Here is a 15875-nt window from a genome sequence, read left to right on the forward strand (position 1 = left end):
CCGCCCGCCCGCACCTCGCCGCCCTACCGCTTCGCCCATTCCTGAGCGGTCAGCTCGTAGCGAACTTCCCCGTGCTCGGAGCCCTCGATCGGCTCCAGCTCGGGGAAGAACGTGCCCGCATGCGTCATCCCCAGCTTCTCCATGACGTTGCGCGACCCGCGGTTCACGAACATCGTCTCGGCCCACACCATCCGCACCCCGAGCTCGGTGAACGCCTTGCGCAGCAGCGCCTGCGAGCCCTCGGTCGCGTACCCCTTCCCCCACGCCGCCTGTCGTAGCCGGTACCCGAGCTCGACCTCGTCCAGCGGCCCCTCGGCCTTCGGCCGCAGGATGAACCAGCCGATGAACGCGCCGCCCTCCTTCTCGTGCGCGGCGAACAGGCCGAGCTTGTGGTCCCACTTCTCCAGCCCCGCGAGGATCCGCGGCAGGATCCGCTCCCGGATCTCCTCCGGCGGCGTCGGCTTCCCGCCGGTCAGATAGCGCATCACCGCCGGGTCGCTGTCCAGCTCGATCAGCAGCTCGGCGTCGTCGGCAGTGAACCGGCGCAGGAACAGGCGCTCGGTCTCCAGATAGGTATCCGTGTCGTAGGTATCCACGTCCCCGATCTTCGCCGAAGGAGCCTCAGGCCACCCACCGGTTTTCCTCCGGTACCGGCGGCAGCGCCGCCTCGCACCGGAACGCGGCCGCCAACCGCCGCACCGCGTCGCGCAGCGTCTCCTCCGGCTGCGTGTAGGGGATCCTGAGCCGGTGCTCGAACGTCCCGGGGTCCACGCCGAACTGCGGCCCGCCGACCAGCCGCACACCGAACGCCGCGGCCCGGCCGGCCAGCTCCGACGACGACGGCTCGCCGAGGTCCACCCACAGCGACAGCCCGCCGGGCGGGCGGCGCCACGACCACCCCGGCAGCTCCGCGGCCAGCGCCGCCTCCAGCGCGGCCCGCCGCCGCCGCAGCTGCTCGCGCCGCTGCTCGACGATCCCCCAGCCGCGCCGCAACAGCGCGGCGGCCAGGATCTGGTCCAGCACCGAGCCCGCCATGTCCATCGCCACCCGCTGCCCGGCCAGCTCGATGGCCATCCGCGGAGTGGTCCGGATCCAGCCGATGCGCAGGCCGCCCCAGTGGCTTTTGGACATCGACCCGACGCTGATCACCTGCTCGGCCGACGCGCGCGAGACCGAGGCCGGGAACGGCACCGGAGCCGGGACGTCCAGGGCCATCTCCGAGATCGTCTCGTCGTTGACGATCCACGTGCCCGCCGCCCGCGCCGCGTCCGCCGCCTCGGCCCGGCGCTCGGCCGACATCAGCGCGCCGGTCGGGTTCTGGAAGTCCGGGATCAGGTAGGCCACCCGCGGCGCCGTCTGGCGCAGCTGCGCGACCAGCACGTCGGACTCGATGCCGTCCTCGCCCATCGGCACCGGCACCGGCCGCAGGCGGGCCCGGCGCATGGCCTCCAGGCTGTTCGGGTAGGTCGGGCTCTCCACCACGACCCGGTCCCCCGGACCGCACAACAGCCCCAGGGCCAGCACGTTGGCGTGCTGCGCGCCGGAGGTGATGACGATCTGGTCCGGGGTGGTCGGCAGGCCGCGCTCGGCATACCGCTCGGCGATCAGCTCGCGCAGTTCCGGCCAGCCGGCGTGGTAGTAGCCGGTGTTCGAGGTCAGACTCGCGATCGTGGGCGCGGACTCGGCCAACACCTCGGCCATCAGCTCGCCGGGCATGCCGAAGGAGGCACAGGACAGGTCGATGGCGACGTCGGAATTGCCGGGCTGGCTGGGCAGCAGCCAGCCGCCGGAGACGTTCGGTCCGGCACCCGGGGGCAGCAGGGTCCAGGTACCGGAACCGCGCCGGCTCTCCAGAAAGCCGTCCTCGCGCAGCAGGTCATAGGCGGCTGTGACGGTGGTCCGGCTCATCCCCAGGGCCGCGGCCAGGTCGCGTTCGGCCGGCACCCGGGTCCGCAGCGCGATGCGGCCGTCCAGGATCAGGCCCCGGACAGTGTGCGCGAGCGCGCGGTAGGCCGGGCGGCGATCCGGCTCGGCGGCCTGGCCGGGCGCGCCGCCCAGATGCGCGACCTCCCGGATCAGCCGCGCCAGGCGAGTGCTGCCCACCGAGCGGTCGGTGGTCACGAGGTCCAACGGAGCAGCCATGCCACCCTCCCTAGATTGGCCCTACAGCTTCAGGCCACTTGACCCTCATCCTGATGGAAGTGGCCCGCGAGGGCAATCCCGCAGACCATTTCCGACCGATTCAGCGCCGACTCCGGCCCGGACCGACCCAGGAGGCCAGCATGACCAGCACGGCACCAGCGGACCGCCGCTCCACCGCCGCTCCCGTGGCGGGCGACCGCGCCGAGCGCGCCATGCTCGGCCGGCACGAGCAGCGGATCGCCGCACCCCTGCCGGTCGGGGAGCTCGTGCGGGCCGCATTGGCCTGGTTCTCGGCCCTGATCCCCCGTGACCGCCGCGCGCACCGCATGGTCCAGCTCCAGCTCGGGCTGCTGCTCTACGGCCTCAGCGACGGCATGATCCTGATGTCCGGGCTCGGCGCCAACCCGTGGGACGTGTTCCACCAGGGCCTGGCCAAGCACATCGGCCTGCCGGTCGGCACGACGGTGATCCTGGTCGGCGTGGCCGTCATGCTGCTGTGGATCCCGATCCGGCAGAAGCCGGGCTTCGGCACGCTGTGCAACGTGGTCGTGGTCGGCCTGGCGATGGACGCCGCGATGGCCTGGACGCCGACCCCGCACGTGTGGTGGCTGCGCTGGGGCGAGATGGTCGGCGGCATCGTCCTGAACGGCGTGGCGACCGGCGCCTACATCGGGGCCGGCATGGGCCCCGGCCCGCGCGACGGCGTGATGACCGGCTACGCGACCCGCGGCCGCTCGATCCGGGTGGTCCGCACCTCGATGGAGGTCGCGGTCCTGGCCGTGGGCTGGCTCCTGGGCGGCACGGTCGGCATCGGGACGGCGGCCTACGCGCTGCTGATCGGGCCGCTGGCGCACCGGTTCATCCCGCTGCTGGCGATCAAGCCGAAGGACGGTGCCGCACCGCGCGCGCCGAAGGCCGAGAAGCCCCGCCGGGTGGCGGCCGGACACTTCGCGTCAGAGAACTGCTAGCCGTCGGCGATCGGCCGCGACCCGCGGCCGTTTCAGACTCCGGAGCACGTCTTCCTCGGTGGGGCCTTGGGGGACGTGCTCCGGTCGTTCGGCACCGGCGCCGATCAGCCGCCGCGCACCTTGCTCGGCCTGATCCGCGTGGCGACTGAGTACTTGGCCATCACTTCGCCGACCGTGCTCTTGAACTCGGCGGCGGCGCGGGCCCGGTACTTCGCCTCGAACTCCGGCATCTCGCCGGCCGTCGGGTAGCCGTCCAGCATCTCCACGTCGCCGGTGAAGACCGACACCTCCAAGTCGTGCGCACCGCCGTCGAAGTGCAGCGCCACGGTCGGCCGCGCCTTGAGCGAGCGCAGCCGGGCCGCGGTGTCCATGTGGTAGATCAGGAAGCTGCCGTCACCCCACTCGTCGTCCTCGTCCGGGGTCCACAGGAACCACACCGGGTTCGGCTGCGGAACACCGGAGGAATTGACGGTGACCAGCCAGATGATCTCCTCCTCGGCCAGGCGCCGGCGGATGGTCCGGCCGTATTCGGTGGCGGGCTCCGGAAGGATGTGCGCGCGAGCGGGATCGTTCATGAATTCACGATAGCCACGCGATCGGCGACTACGCGATCAGCTTCAGGACGGCGCTGCACAGATCCTGCGGCAGGATGAAGGAGTCAGACTCCTTCATATCCAGCACCACCCCGTCCACGCCGTCGTAATCGGCCAGCTCGAACAACATCGCGGCGGGCATGTCCGCGGCCCCGGTGACACCGGGATCACGCTTCTGGTGCGCCGCGTAGAGGTCGGGCGCGGTGAACGCCATGACGTAGTTGCCCGGCGGCTTCAGCAGGGCGACGACGCGGGGCCGTCCGGTGTCGTCTACCGGGACCACGTAGTGCTGGAAGCCGGCCAGCCGCTCGCCGAGGTCGTCAGCGCTCTCATTCAGCGCCGTCTCGACCTCCAGCGCGCCGATCCAGCGCGCGAGGAAGTCCAGCACGGCGTCGTCGATCCCGACCGACCAGCCGTGCTCGGCCAGCCCGGCCGGGTTCACCTGGATCTGCGACACGGCGTGGCCGAGCGCGCCGAACAGCTCCACGCCCCGCACCGGGCCGCCGGCCGCGGCGAACGCCGAACCGGCCTCGATCGCGGCGGCCACCTGCTCGGCATCGGTGAACACCCACAGCTGTCCGGGAGCCGGCGCCTGGCCGAGGGCCGGTGTCGGGATCATGCTGTCGTAGACCTTGCGGTCCGGGAACACCTCACTGAGCCACAGCATCGGGGCGTACCAGCCGTCGTGGGCGAGCAGTGCGCGCACCACGTCGCTCTCCGACGCCTCCCCGCGTGCGTAATCGGCCAGAACTCCGGTCACAGCAGCCATGAACGCAAGTCAATCAAAGCTCGCCGACACAGGACAAGGGCGGGCCGGGATCGCTCCCGGCCCGCCCTGGCTCGCTTCTCAAGCGCTTGGCATCAGGCCCGCGCGGCGCCGTCCTTGGCCGCCGCGTCCTTGCCGCCCTTGTCCTGGGCGTTCTTGTCCTGGCTGTTCTTGTCCTGGCCGCCCTTGGGCTCGAAGACCGCGTCCACTCCGGCCTCCTTGCGCTGCGCCGCCGTGATCGGCGTCGGTGCGCCGGTCAGCGGGTCGCCGCCGGTGGCGGTCTTCGGGAACGCCATCACGTCGCGGATGGTGTCCGCACCGGTCAGCAGCGCGACCAGGCGGTCCAGGCCGAACGCGATCCCGCCGTGCGGCGGCGGACCGTAGTTGAAGGCCTCCAGCAGGAAGCCGAACTGCGACTGCGCCTCCTGCTGGGAGAGCCCGATCGCGGTGAAGGCCCGCTCCTGCACGTCCTTGCGGTGGATACGGATCGACCCGCCGCCCAGCTCAGTACCGTTGAGGACGATGTCGTAGGCATTGGACAGGGCCGAGCCGGGGTCCTTGTCGAAGGTGTCCAGGCTCTCGGCGGTCGGCGCGGTGAACGGGTGGTGCACCGCGTGCCAGCCGGTCTGCTCGCCGGCCGCGTCCTCGATCGGCTCGAACATCGGGAAGTCCACCACCCACAGGAACTTCCACGCGCTCTCCTCGATCAGCTCGCCGCGCTTGCCGATCTCCAGCCGGGCCGCGCCGAGCAGTTCCTGCGAGGCGGCCCGCTTGCCGGCCGCGAAGAAGACCGCGTCGCCGGGCTTGGCCCCGACCTTGTCGGCGAGCCCGGACAGGTGCGCCTCAGAAAGGTTCTTGGCCACCGGGCCGCGCAGCTCGCCGGTCTCGGCGTCGATGACCACATAGGCCAGGCCGCGGGCGCCGCGCGCCTTGGCCCAGTCCTGCCAGGCGTCCAGCTCCTTGCGGGTCTGGGCCGCGCCGCCGGGCATCACCACGGCGCCGACGTAGGGGGCCTGGAACACCCGGAACTCGGTACCGGCGAAGTACTCGGTCAGCTCGGTGAGCTCCTGGCCGAAGCGCAGGTCCGGCTTGTCCGAGCCGTAGCGGTCCATCGCCTCGTGGTACTTCATGCGCGGCAGCGGCAGCGGGATCTCGACGCCCAGCGTCTCCTTCCACACCGCGGCCACGATCGCCTCGCCGACCTTCAGGATGTCCTCCTGGTCGACGAACGAGGCCTCGACGTCCAGCTGCGTGAACTCCGGCTGCCGGTCGGCCCGGAAGTCCTCGTCCCGGTAGCAGCGCGCGATCTGGTAGTAGCGCTCCAGGCCGGCGACCATCAGCAGCTGCTTGAACAGCTGCGGGGACTGCGGCAGCGCGTACCAGGTGCCCGGCTGCAGGCGCACCGGGACCAGGAAGTCGCGCGCGCCCTCGGGGGTGGAACGGGTCAGCGTCGGGGTCTCGACGTCGAGGAAGCCGTGCTCCTCCATGACGTCCCGGATGACCTTGGTGGCCTTGGAGCGCATCCGCAGGGCCCGGGCCATCGGCTCGCGCCGGATGTCGAGGTAGCGGTACTTCAGCCGCATCTCCTCGTTGATGTTCGAGCTCTTGTGCTCCTCGATCGGGAACGGCAGCGGCGCGGCCGGGGACAGCACCTCGACGGTGTCCACCACGACCTCGATCGCGCCGGTGGGCAGGTCCGGGTTCTCGTTGCCGCCGGGGCGCTCGCGCACCTCGCCGGTGGCCACCACGCAGTACTCGTTGCGCAGGTCGTGCACGGACTCGCTCTCGCGGACCACCACCTGCACGAAACCGGACGCGTCCCGCAGATCCAGGAAGGTGACGCCCCCGTGGTCGCGCCGCCGGGCGACCCACCCGGCCAGCGTGACGGTGGTTCCGGCGTCGGACGCACGAAGCGTTCCCGCTTCATGGGTGCGGATCACTTCAGTTTCTCCTGAATCGTTGTGAGGATGCCGTCGAGGGAGGCAGACTCCTGCTCCCCCGTCGCCAGTTCCTTGATCTGAATGACGTTCTCTGCGATGTCCCGCTCGCCGAGGATCAGCGCGTAGCGCGCCCCGGACCGGTCGGCGGCCTTCATCGCGGCCTTCATGCCCTTGCCGCCGTAGCCGAAGTCGGCGGCGACCCCGGACCGGCGCAGCGTGGTGACCAGCTCGAACAACCGCTCACGGGCCGCGTCGCCCAGCGGCACCGCGAACACCGCCAGCTGCTCGGCGCCCGGCAGTTCCCGGCCCTCGGCCTGCACGGCGAGGATGGTGCGGTCCACGCCCAGCGCCCAGCCGACGCTCGGCAGGTTCGGGCCGCCCAGGTCCTCGGACAGCCCGTCGTAGCGGCCGCCGGCGCCGATCGCGGTCGGCGAGCCGGTGATGCCGCTGTGCACGAACTCGAAGGTGGTGCGGGTGTAGTAGTCCAGGCCGCGGACCAGCTTGGGGTCGTCGACGAAGGCCACGCCGGCCGCGGTGAGCAGGCGCCGGACCTCCTCGTGGTAGACCTTGCACTCCTCGCAGAGGTTGTCGCTGATCAGCGGGACGCCGGTGAGCTGCTTCTGCACCGCCTCGCGCTTGTCGTCCAGCACCCGCAGCGGGTTGATCTCCGCGCGCTTGCGGGTCTCCTCGTCCAGGTCCAGGCCGCGCAGGAACTCCTGAAGCTTCTCCCGGTAGGCCGGACGGCACTTCTGGTCGCCGAGGGAGTTCAGCAGGAGCGTGTACTCGGTGAGGCCCAGGCCCCGGTAGATGTCGTCGCCGATGATCAGCAGCTCGGCGTCCAGGGCCGGATCCTCCGCGCCCAGCGCCTCGGCGCCGACCTGGGAGAAGTGACGGTAGCGGCCGCGCTGCTGCTTCTCGTAGCGGTAGAAGGAGCCGGAGTACCAGAGCTTCACCGGCAGGCTGCCGCGGATCAGGTTCGCCTGCAGGGCGGCGCGCAGCACCGAGGCCGTGCCCTCGGGGCGCAGCGTGATGTCGTCGCCGCCGCGGGTGGTGAAGGAGTACATCTCCTTGGTGACGATGTCCGTGCTCTCGCCGACGCCGCGCTTGAACATGGCGGTCAGTTCGAAGGCCGGGGTCTCGACGTAGCCGTAGCCGGCCGCGCGCAGCGGCGCGGCCATGGCCTCGCGCACCGCGAGGTAGGCCGCCGAGTCGGGCGGGAGGATGTCGAAGGTGCCCGGCGCGTTCTTGAAGGTGCTCATGATGTTCGTGGATGTCCCTACATACCGCGGGGTTTCACCGACAGCGGCGCGGCTTCCGTCAAGAACGGGTTCGTGGCGCGCTCGCGGCCGATCGTGGTCTGGGGGCCGTGGCCGGACAGGACGACGGTCTCGTCCGACAGCGGCAGGCAGACGCGGGCCAGTGACGCCAGCAACTCTTCGCGGTCACCGCCGGGCAGGTCCCAGCGGCCGACTGCTCCGGCGAACAGGAGGTCCCCGGTGAAGAGCACCTGCGGGATGTCCTGTTGCTCGGGAGTCCGGAACGTCACTGAGCCCTTGGTATGGCCCGGGGTGTGGTCAACGGTGATCTCCAGACCGGCCAGGCTCAGCACGACGCCGTCGGTGAGTTCCTTGACGTCGTCCGGCTCGACGAACTTCGCCTGCCCGAAGACCGGCGTGCCCGGGGCGATGCCCAGCCACTTCTGCGGGTCGGTGAGCATGCCGCGGTCGCCGGGGTGGATGTAGGCCGGGACACCGTAGTCGCCGCAGACCGGGACGACGCTCATGGTGTGGTCGACGTGGCCGTGCGTCAGCAGGACCGCGACCGGCTGCAGCCTGTGCTCCCGGACGACTTCCTCGACCCCCGCCGCGGCGGCCTCGCCGGGATCGATGATCACGCACTGTTCCCCGGCGCCGGGCGCCACGAGATAGCAGTTCGCACCCAGGCTTCCGGCTGGGAATCCGGCGACAAGCACGCGCGCCCCACACTTTGTTCGGTCGATGCGGTTTGGAGATTTCCCTACGCAGGCTACCGGGGGCGCCGGTCCCTTTGCGAACTCATTGGAAGCTCACAGGTGATTTCTAGGGAACGCACCGTACACTGTGCCGCTGAAGCCAGACACGTTCAAGATCTTTCAGTGTCGGCCACGGACACATTCCGAAGAGACACCGCACGACGACTAACGACATCCAAGACACTCGAGACACTCGACACGACCTCGGCCGGCAGCGTCCGGCCCACTATCCGGAGGCGAATCGGTGACCAGCAAGGACCGTCAGCGAGAGCTGGAACGCGCCCGTTACGAGCGCGTCCAGGCCCGCTTGGCCCAGCAGCAGGCGGCCGCCAAGAAGCGCAACAAGATCACGGCCGCGGTGGCCGCGGTGGCGGTGATCGGCATAGGGGTCGGCGTCGCGTTCGCGACCAGCGGCGGCAACAAGACCGACAAGACGGCGAGCTCCTCGCCGACCTCGTCGCCGTCGGACACCTCGTCGGCGCCCACCACCCCGGCGCCGACCAGCTCCAGCCCGGAGCAGATCGGCTACCAGAAGACCGGCAGCGCGTCCAAGGACGTCGGCGTGCCGACCTACAACGCGGCCGACGCGGCCAAGCCGTACACCGCGACGATCCACTTCAACTCCGGCGACCTCACCTTCGACGCGCTGACCACGAAGGCGCCGTACACCACGTACTCGTTCAAGTACCTGTCCGGCAAGGGCTACTTCGACAACACCCCCTGCCACCGGCTGGTCACCCAGAGCATCTACGTGCTGCAGTGCGGCGACCCGACCGGCAAGGGCGACGGCGGCCCCGGCTACCAGTTCCAGGACGAGAACCTGACCGGGGCGACGTACCCGGCCGGCACCATCGCCATGGCGAACGGCGGCCCGGGCACCAACGGCAGCCAGTTCTTCATCGTCTACAAGGACTCCCCGCTGCCCCCGAGCTACACGCCCTGGGGCAAGGTGACCTCCGGCATGGACGTGGTCACGGCGATCGCCGCCAAGGGCGAGGACGACTCCAACGGCCAGGGCGACGGCAAGCCGAAGCAGCCGGTGACCATCAAGAGCGTGACCGTCAAGTAAACGGCGACCGGGACCTGTGCACCTGGCACAGCTCGGGCGGCGTTCGAGGAACAGCGGTTCGATTCCGGAACGTGACGCGGGCCGTCCCCTCACTGGGACGGTCCGCGCTATTGTGTCCCACTGGATGACCGGGACCCGGATCCGTGCAGGTGTATGTGGCGGACCGGTCCGCAGATACCCCGGTCCAGCAGAACTTGGAGGCTCATCGTGGGCGAGGCAACCGAGGCTTGGGGCCGGGTCGCCGAGGACGGCACCGTCTACGTCCGAACCGCCGACGGCGAGCGGCAGGTCGGCTCGTGGGCGGCCGGTTCCCCGGACGAGGCGCTGGCGTACTACCAGCGCAAGTTCGACGGCCTGAAGGTCGAGGTCGACCTGATCGCCAACCGCCTGAAGCAGACGGGGCCCTCCGCACCGTCCCCGAAGGACGCCCTGGAGAAGATCGGCAAGCTGCGCGAGTCCATCTCCGGCGCCAACGCGGTCGGCGACCTGGACGGCCTGCTGGCCCGGCTGGACGGCCTGGTGGAGCTGGCCGAGCAGCGCCGGGCCGAGCACCGCGCGGCCCGCGAGCAGCAGCAGGCCGGGGCCCGCGCGGCCAAGCAGGAACTGGCCGAGGAGGCCGAGCGGCTGGCGGTGTCCACCGAGTGGCGCGTGGCCGGGGACCGCATGAAGGTCCTGCTGGACGAGTGGAAGGCCGCTCCGCGCCTGGACCGCAAGACCGACGACGAGCTGTGGCACCGGCTGTCCCAGGCCCGCTCGGCCTTCGCCAAGCGCCGCAAGCAGCACTTCGCCGAACTGGACGCCCAGCGCGTGGAGATCCGCTCCCACAAGGAGCAGCTGATCGCCGAGGCCGAGGCCCTGCAGGACTCCACCGACTGGAACCCCACCGCCGGCCGCTTCCGCGACCTGATGAGCGAGTGGAAGACCGCCGGCCGCGCCCAGCGCGACGTCGAGGACGACCTGTGGAAGCGCTTCAAGGCCGCCCAGGACACCTTCTTCGCCGCCCGCAACGCGATCCTGGACGAACGCAACGGCGCCGAGCGCGAGAACCTGGCCGCCAAGGAAGTCCTGGTGGTCGAGGCCGAGGCTCTGCTCCCGATCACCGACCACCGCGCCGCCCGCGTGGCACTGCGCTCCCTGAACGAGCGCTGGGAGGCCATCGGCCCGGTCCCGCGCGACTCCCGCCAGCGCATCGAGGGCCGCCTGCACACCGTCGACCGCGCCATCGCCGACGCCGAGGCCTCCGAACTGTCCCGCAAGGACCCCGAGAAGCGGGCCCGCGCCGAGGCCACGGTCGAGCAGCTGCGCACCGCCCTGGACAAGCTGCGGGTACAGGCCGACAAGGCACGGGCCGCCGGGCAGGAGAAGAAGGCCGCGGACGCCGAGGCTTCGATCGCGGCACGGCAGGAGTGGCTGGCCGAGGCTGAGAAGGCACTGGCGGAGTTCACGCGGTGAGGTTGTCGGCCTCTGGTACGGTTCGGCGGTAGGGCTGGGGCTGAGCTAAGTTCACCGGGTTTGAGGTTCGGGCGCTTTCCCTGGGAGAGCGCCCGAACTCTTTTGTCTTCCCCGGCGCGATGCGGCCCAGGAGCTCTTAGCCCTACATCGGCCCAACATCCGCCTCGGAGCTTTCAGTTCCAGGTCGACATGCCGAACCCGATGGCACCCGCCAACGCGAACACGGCCGCCGTCAACATCAGCACCGCGATGACCAACCCGGCAGCCGCCGTACGCGGAGCGACCCGGGCCGGCCATATCCGGCTCGGCCGCCGCGGGTCGTAACGCAGCCGTATCCGGCCCTCCGCCGTCTCCGGAAACGTGGCACGGCTACCGGCCCGACGCGTCTCACCCCGCAGCGTCCTGAACTCGTAGACCCGGTGCAAGACATAGCTCTGATCCCCGGGATGCGGCGGCACCGTGTACCCCTCGCTGGTCACAAAGCCCTCGACCACGACCGTACGCCGCCACGCGACCGGATCCGCGATGTAATCCACGCACAACGCCAGCAACATCCACGGCAACCCCGCCGCCAGCACCCCGAACCCGGCGGCCACCACCCACCGCGCGGCCCGGTCCCACTCCTCGAAGCCCAGCAACCCGACCAACGTCACCAGGTACGCGGCCCCCACCGCGATCAACCCCTTGCGCGCCGGGGACAACGTCACCCGCGCCGGGACTCGACTCCGCACCCGCACACCCTAGCGATCACAGCGTCCCGGTAGTAGCCCGAATCGTGCGATAGCCCAAAACGTTGCGATAGCCCGAATCGCCTCCCCTGAGGGATCGGCTCCACGGACATGGCCTACGAGGGCTGACTCCCGAATGACGAACGGCGCCGCTCCCGCAAGGGCAGGCGGCGCCGTCTCGTACTTCGCAGGTCAGCCGACGTCGAAGACTTCGGACGCGCTCGTCGCGGTCAGGGCACGATCGAGCCAGGCATCGAGCTGGTCGAGGTCGGTGCAGCCAGACAACCGGCCACCATGTTCCTCCGTGATCGCGATACCCCGTATGTCCAGAACCCGGCGCAAGCTCGCCGCACGGCCCTCAGCGGCTCCCTCGGCGCGGCCCTCGGCATGGCCCTCGGCACGCCCCTCGGCACGAAGCTGCCGCGAGAAAGACGAGCGGTAGAACGAAGTATCCAGCGCCATCATCTGCCTCCAAATCTCGTCGGCCGGGGTGTCCCCCAAGCCGATGCCCGTCAGCTCGGCCAGGTCGTAGGCCTCTTCGGGGTCATCCATCGCCTTCAGTGCCGAGGCCAGCGTTTTCAGTATCGCACCGATATCGGCGTCTTTCGCGTGAGTCAGCGCAGAAAGCACCGCTAGCGGGACGTAGTCACGCGCGGCCTCCTCGTCGAGGATCGCCGGTACGTTGTGCGGGCCCACTACAACCGCACGCAGCGTCAGTGCGGCCCAGGCGCCGGCGCCGTGCTTGAAGGGCTGCGCCGCCCAGGTCGCCACCCGGCGGTCGTGGCAGATCACGAGCAGCAGGACAGGCAACCGGTACTTGTCCGCCAGGTACGCCAGGTAGTAGGTCCAGGTGTACCGCTTGTCCTCATCCACGCCCCGCTGCGATTCGACAAGCACCAGGTACGCCTCGCCTTCCGCCGTCTCACAGCGGAGCAGGGTGTCGATACGCCGTTCCATCGGCCGGATCTCCGTCACGTCACCCGAGATGACAGACACCGTGTCGGGAGTCGGTAACGACAGTCCTAAGGCGTGAAAAGTCCGCCCGAGCATCTCCGAGTCGTGATGGAAGATCCGGTGCATGGCTTCATGCGAAGAGCTGACCATGTCCGCGACCGTAGGGGAGCCGTGGTGGCGATTCAGGCTTTCCCCCGCGCATCACCCTAAAGAGTGCGAACAAAACTGCGTGCGCTCACCACCCACCCCTGCTCAGCCCTCACGCATGCTTAGCGCTCGTCACCCGATAGACGTCAAACACCCCTTCAACCCCCTTGACCGCCTTCAACACCGCCCCCAGGTGCGCCGGGTCGGCCATCTCGAACGTGAAGCGCGAGATCGCCACCCGGTCGCGGCTGGTGGTCACCGAGGCCGACAGGATGTTGACGTGCTGGTCCGACAGGACGCGGGTGACGTCCGAGAGGAGCCTGGACCGGTCTAGCGCCTCGACTTGGATCGCGACTAGAAACATGGACGCCCCTCCGGGCGACCATGACACCTCCACCATCCGTTCGGGCTGGGCGGCCAGCGATTCGATGTTGGTGCAGTCCGCGCGGTGGACGGAGACGCCGGAGGCGCGGGTGATGAAGCCGACGATGTCGTCGCCGGGGACCGGGGTGCAGCAGCGGGCCAGCTTGACCCAGATGTCGTCGGTGCCCTTGACCAGGACGCCGGGGTCGCCGGCGGGCCGGGCCTGGCCGCGCCGGGAGAGCTTCTCGATGTTGCCCGGGACGGTGGCCTCGGCCAGGTCCTCGGTCGCGCCTTCCTCGCCGCCGAGCAGGTGCAGCAGGCGGTGGACGACGTGCTGCGCCGAGATGTGGCCCTCGCCGATCGCGGCGTACAGGGCGCTGATGTCGGCGTGCCGCAGGTCGTGGGCGACGGTGGCCAGCGACTCGGAGGTCATCAGGCGCTGCAACGGCAGCCCCTGCTTGCGCATGGCCTTGGCGAGCTGGTCCTTGCCCTGCTCGACCGCCTCCTCGCGGCGCTCCTTGGTGTACCACTGGCGGATCTTGTTGCGGGCACGCGGGGACGCCACGAAGCCCAGCCAGTCCCGGGACGGCCCGGAGTTCGGCGCCTTGGAGGTGAAGATCTCCACCACGTCGCCGTTGTCCAGCTTGCTGTCCAGCGGCACCAGCCGGCCGTTCACCCGGGCGCCGATGGTGTGGTGCCCGACCTCGGTGTGGACCGCGTAGGCGAAGTCGACCGGGGTGGAGCCCGACGGCAGCGCCATCACCATGCCCTTGGGCGTGAAGACGTAGACCTCGGCGGTGGACAGGTCGAAGCGCAGCGCGTCCAGGAACTCGTTCGGGTCCGCGGTCTCCTTCTGCCAGTCCAGCAGCTGCCGCAGCCACGCCATGTCGCCGCCGGGGTTCGCGGTCCCGGCGCCGTTGGTGGGCTTGCGGACGCCCTCGACCGCGTCCTCCTTGTACTTCCAGTGCGCCGCGACACCGTACTCCGCGCGCCGGTGCATCGCGAAGGTCCGGATCTGCAGCTCCACGGCCTTGCCGCCGGGGCCGATCACCGTGGTGTGCAGGGACTGGTACATGTTGAACTTCGGCATCGCGATGTAGTCCTTGAACCGGCCGGGGACCGGGTTCCACCGCGCGTGGACGGCGCCGAGCGCCGCGTAGCAGTCGCGCACCGAGTCCACCAGGACCCGGATGCCGACCAGGTCGTAGATGTCGGCGAAGTCGCGGCCGCGCACGATCATCTTCTGGTAGACCGAGTAGTAGTGCTTCGGCCGCCCGGTGACCGTGGCGCGGATCTTCGCCTCGCGCAGGTCGGTGTGCACCGCGTCGATGACCTGGCTCAGGTACTCCTCGCGCTTGGGGGCGCGCTCGGAGACCAGGCGCACGATCTCGTCGTACATCTTGGGGTAGAGGATGGCGAAGGCCAGGTCCTCCAGCTCCCACTTGATGGTGTTCATGCCCAGCCGGTGCGCCAGCGGGGCGTAGATCTCCAGCGTCTCGCGGGACTTGCTCTCCTGCTTCTCCCGCTTCATGTAACGCATGGTGCGCATGTTGTGCAGCCGGTCGGCGAGCTTGATCACCAGCACCCGGATGTCCCGGGCCATGGCCACGACCATCTTGCGCACGGTCTCGGCCTGCGTGGCCTCGCCCAGCTTCACCTTGTCCAGCTTGGTGACGCCGTCCACCAGCAGCGCGACGGTGTCCCCGAAGTCACCGCGCAGCATGTCGAGCGTGTAGTCGGTGTCCTCGACGGTGTCGTGGAGCAGCCCGGCGCACAGCGTCGGCACGTCCATGCCCAGCTCGGCCAGGATGGTGGTGACCGCCAGCGGGTGGGTGATGTACGGGTCGCCGCTCTTGCGCCGCTGCCCGCGATGATGCCGCTCGGCGACCGCGTACGCCTGCTCGACGGGCTTCAGGTCGGCCTTCGGATGGTTGGCCCGGATGATCTTGAACATCGGCTCCAGCACCACCGGCGGCCCACCGCTGCGCGCACTGCCCAGACGCGCCAGGCGGGCCCGGACGCGGCTGGAACTCGGCCGGGTACCGGACTTCGCGACGCCGGGCGGGAGCGGTACAGGCGGCGCGGAGGGCAGAGCCGGAGGCACTGCGGGACGCGCGGGGACCGGGGCGGCCGAGGAGGAGCCCGGTGCGGGCGCGGCAGCGGAACTCGCCGGGGCAGCCGGCGGAGACGGGGCGGCGGCGGCCTTGGGAGCCTGCGAGCCCGACTTCGACGAGTGCGGGTGAGAGCGGGGCTGGGACTTGGCGGGAGGCGGCGTAGCGGCGCTCTGGGCCGCTATTGCGGCGGGGGCGGAGGCGGAGGCGCTTGCCGGGGCAGCAGCTGAAGCGGCGCCTGTCGAAGCCGGAGCAGCAGCGCCGTTGGCCGCCGGAGCTGTGCCGGCGGGGGCGGAGTGCTTCTTGGCAGCCGCGGTGGAGCTGGCCGGGGCGGAAGCCGAAGCGGCGCCCGTCGAGGCCGGAGCAGCGGCAGCCTTGCCCGCAGGAGCAGTGGCAGCAGAATCCGTGGCAGCAGGAGCAGCGCTGGCTGGCGCAGAGGCATCAGCAGCCGTGCCGTTTGCAGCAGGCGCGCCATTGGCCTGTGCAGCAGAAGTCCCGCTCAAAGTACCGGCATCGGCATCGGCAGCCGCGCCATCAGCGCCGCCGGCAGCCTTCCCGGCCGCCCGGCCACCGGCCCCGGAGCCCTTACCGCGCCCCGTCTTGCCCGGCTTCGCAGCAGCGTCGTGCCCCG

14 protein-coding genes are annotated in these 15875 nt (G+C 70.3%); 4 read left to right on the forward strand and 10 right to left on the reverse strand.

Annotated elements, in window-relative coordinates; translation table 11 throughout:
- Positions 1 to 23 precede the first annotated feature (23 nt).
- Both KGQ19_RS10200 and yczR read right to left on the reverse strand, forming a co-directional pair.
- On the reverse strand, positions 24 to 596 hold the full coding sequence (locus tag KGQ19_RS10200) for a GNAT family N-acetyltransferase (RefSeq protein ID WP_212008846.1): 573 nt from the start codon (positions 594 to 596) through the stop codon (positions 24 to 26).
- Positions 597 to 621: 25 nt separating this feature from the next.
- Positions 622 to 2142 carry a MocR-like transcription factor YczR gene (gene yczR, locus KGQ19_RS10205; protein ID WP_212008847.1) on the reverse strand — a complete coding sequence of 507 codons (1521 nt, stop codon included), beginning with the start codon at positions 2140 to 2142 and terminating at the stop codon, positions 622 to 624.
- 140 nt (positions 2143 to 2282) lie between these two features.
- Here yczR and yczE point away from each other — a divergent pair, with 140 nt between their 5' ends.
- Positions 2283 to 3110, forward strand: coding sequence for a membrane protein YczE (gene yczE, locus KGQ19_RS10210; protein WP_212008848.1), 828 nt, complete (start codon positions 2283 to 2285; stop codon positions 3108 to 3110).
- Between the two features lie 104 nt (positions 3111 to 3214).
- On the opposite strand, the gene KGQ19_RS10215 is transcribed toward yczE, so the two are convergent.
- The 5 genes from KGQ19_RS10215 to KGQ19_RS10235 all read right to left on the reverse strand — a co-directional run bounded on the left by KGQ19_RS10215 (position 3215) and on the right by KGQ19_RS10235 (position 8381).
- Positions 3215 to 3685 carry a pyridoxamine 5'-phosphate oxidase family protein gene (locus KGQ19_RS10215; RefSeq protein WP_212008849.1) on the reverse strand — a complete coding sequence of 157 codons (471 nt, stop codon included), beginning with the start codon at positions 3683 to 3685 and terminating at the stop codon, positions 3215 to 3217.
- A gap of 28 nt (positions 3686 to 3713) precedes the next feature.
- Positions 3714 to 4472, reverse strand: a complete 759-nt coding sequence (locus tag KGQ19_RS10220; protein ID WP_212008850.1) for a hypothetical protein — start codon at positions 4470 to 4472, stop codon at positions 3714 to 3716.
- 92 nt (positions 4473 to 4564) lie between these two features.
- Positions 4565 to 6409, reverse strand: a complete 1845-nt coding sequence (gene aspS / locus KGQ19_RS10225) for an aspartate--tRNA ligase (RefSeq protein WP_368862083.1) — start codon at positions 6407 to 6409, stop codon at positions 4565 to 4567.
- Entirely contained in the window at positions 6406 to 7668 is a 1263-nt protein-coding gene (hisS, locus tag KGQ19_RS10230; RefSeq protein WP_212008851.1) for a histidine--tRNA ligase, read from the reverse strand. The genes aspS and hisS overlap by 4 nt, the downstream gene beginning before the upstream one ends.
- Positions 7669 to 7685: 17 nt before the next feature.
- The gene (locus KGQ19_RS10235) at positions 7686 to 8381 is read right to left on the reverse strand and encodes an MBL fold metallo-hydrolase (RefSeq protein WP_212008852.1); all 696 of its coding nucleotides are present in this window, start codon (positions 8379 to 8381) and stop codon (positions 7686 to 7688) included.
- 283 nt (positions 8382 to 8664) lie between these two features.
- Between KGQ19_RS10235 and KGQ19_RS10240 the strand changes: the two genes are divergently transcribed.
- Positions 8665 to 9489 carry a peptidylprolyl isomerase gene (locus tag KGQ19_RS10240; RefSeq protein WP_212008853.1) on the forward strand — a complete coding sequence of 275 codons (825 nt, stop codon included), beginning with the start codon at positions 8665 to 8667 and terminating at the stop codon, positions 9487 to 9489.
- 207 nt (positions 9490 to 9696) lie between these two features.
- Positions 9697 to 10941 (forward strand): DUF349 domain-containing protein, encoded by a 1245-nt coding sequence (locus tag KGQ19_RS10245; RefSeq protein ID WP_212008854.1) that lies wholly within the window; start codon positions 9697 to 9699, stop codon positions 10939 to 10941.
- A 173-nt stretch (positions 10942 to 11114) separates the two neighbouring features.
- Here the strand turns inward: KGQ19_RS10245 and KGQ19_RS10250 are convergent, their stop codons facing one another.
- The 3 genes from KGQ19_RS10250 to KGQ19_RS10260 all read right to left on the reverse strand — a co-directional run bounded on the left by KGQ19_RS10250 (position 11115) and on the right by KGQ19_RS10260 (position 15087).
- Positions 11115 to 11672 (reverse strand): DUF3592 domain-containing protein, encoded by a 558-nt coding sequence (locus KGQ19_RS10250; protein WP_212008855.1) that lies wholly within the window; start codon positions 11670 to 11672, stop codon positions 11115 to 11117.
- A 189-nt stretch (positions 11673 to 11861) separates the two neighbouring features.
- Positions 11862 to 12773 (reverse strand): RpnC/YadD family protein, encoded by a 912-nt coding sequence (locus KGQ19_RS10255; protein WP_212008856.1) that lies wholly within the window; start codon positions 12771 to 12773, stop codon positions 11862 to 11864.
- A gap of 109 nt (positions 12774 to 12882) precedes the next feature.
- On the reverse strand, positions 12883 to 15087 hold the full coding sequence (locus tag KGQ19_RS10260; RefSeq protein ID WP_307856384.1) for a RelA/SpoT family protein: 2205 nt from the start codon (positions 15085 to 15087) through the stop codon (positions 12883 to 12885).
- On the opposite strand from KGQ19_RS10260, the gene KGQ19_RS51805 reads away from it, so the two are divergent.
- Complete coding sequence (locus KGQ19_RS51805) at positions 15074 to 15376, forward strand: hypothetical protein (protein WP_307856385.1); 303 nt, start codon at positions 15074 to 15076, stop codon at positions 15374 to 15376. The genes KGQ19_RS10260 and KGQ19_RS51805 overlap by 14 nt on opposite strands.
- Positions 15377 to 15875: the final 499 nt, after the last annotated feature.

The organism is Catenulispora pinistramenti (assembly GCF_018274385.1).
GTDB lineage: Bacteria > Actinomycetota > Actinomycetes > Streptomycetales > Catenulisporaceae > Catenulispora > Catenulispora pinistramenti.

What these genes read in the sequence shown, in the direction of transcription:
- yczR (WP_212008847.1), bottom strand. Translation starts at nt 2,142, where the DNA reads ATGGCTGCTCCGTTGGACCTCGTGACCACCGACCGCTCGGTGGGCAGC.
- yczE (WP_212008848.1), top strand. Translation starts at nt 2,283, where the DNA reads ATGACCAGCACGGCACCAGCGGACCGCCGCTCCACCGCCGCTCCCGTG.
- KGQ19_RS10215 (WP_212008849.1), bottom strand. Translation starts at nt 3,685, where the DNA reads ATGAACGATCCCGCTCGCGCGCACATCCTTCCGGAGCCCGCCACCGAA.
- KGQ19_RS10220 (WP_212008850.1), bottom strand. Translation starts at nt 4,472, where the DNA reads ATGGCTGCTGTGACCGGAGTTCTGGCCGATTACGCACGCGGGGAGGCG.
- hisS (WP_212008851.1), bottom strand. Translation starts at nt 7,668, where the DNA reads ATGAGCACCTTCAAGAACGCGCCGGGCACCTTCGACATCCTCCCGCCC.
- KGQ19_RS10255 (WP_212008856.1), bottom strand. Translation starts at nt 12,773, where the DNA reads ATGGTCAGCTCTTCGCATGAAGCCATGCACCGGATCTTCCATCACGAC.
- KGQ19_RS51805 (WP_307856385.1), top strand. Translation starts at nt 15,074, where the DNA reads ATGATCTTGAACATCGGCTCCAGCACCACCGGCGGCCCACCGCTGCGC.
- KGQ19_RS10260 (WP_307856384.1), bottom strand. Translation starts at nt 15,087, where the DNA reads ATGTTCAAGATCATCCGGGCCAACCATCCGAAGGCCGACCTGAAGCCC.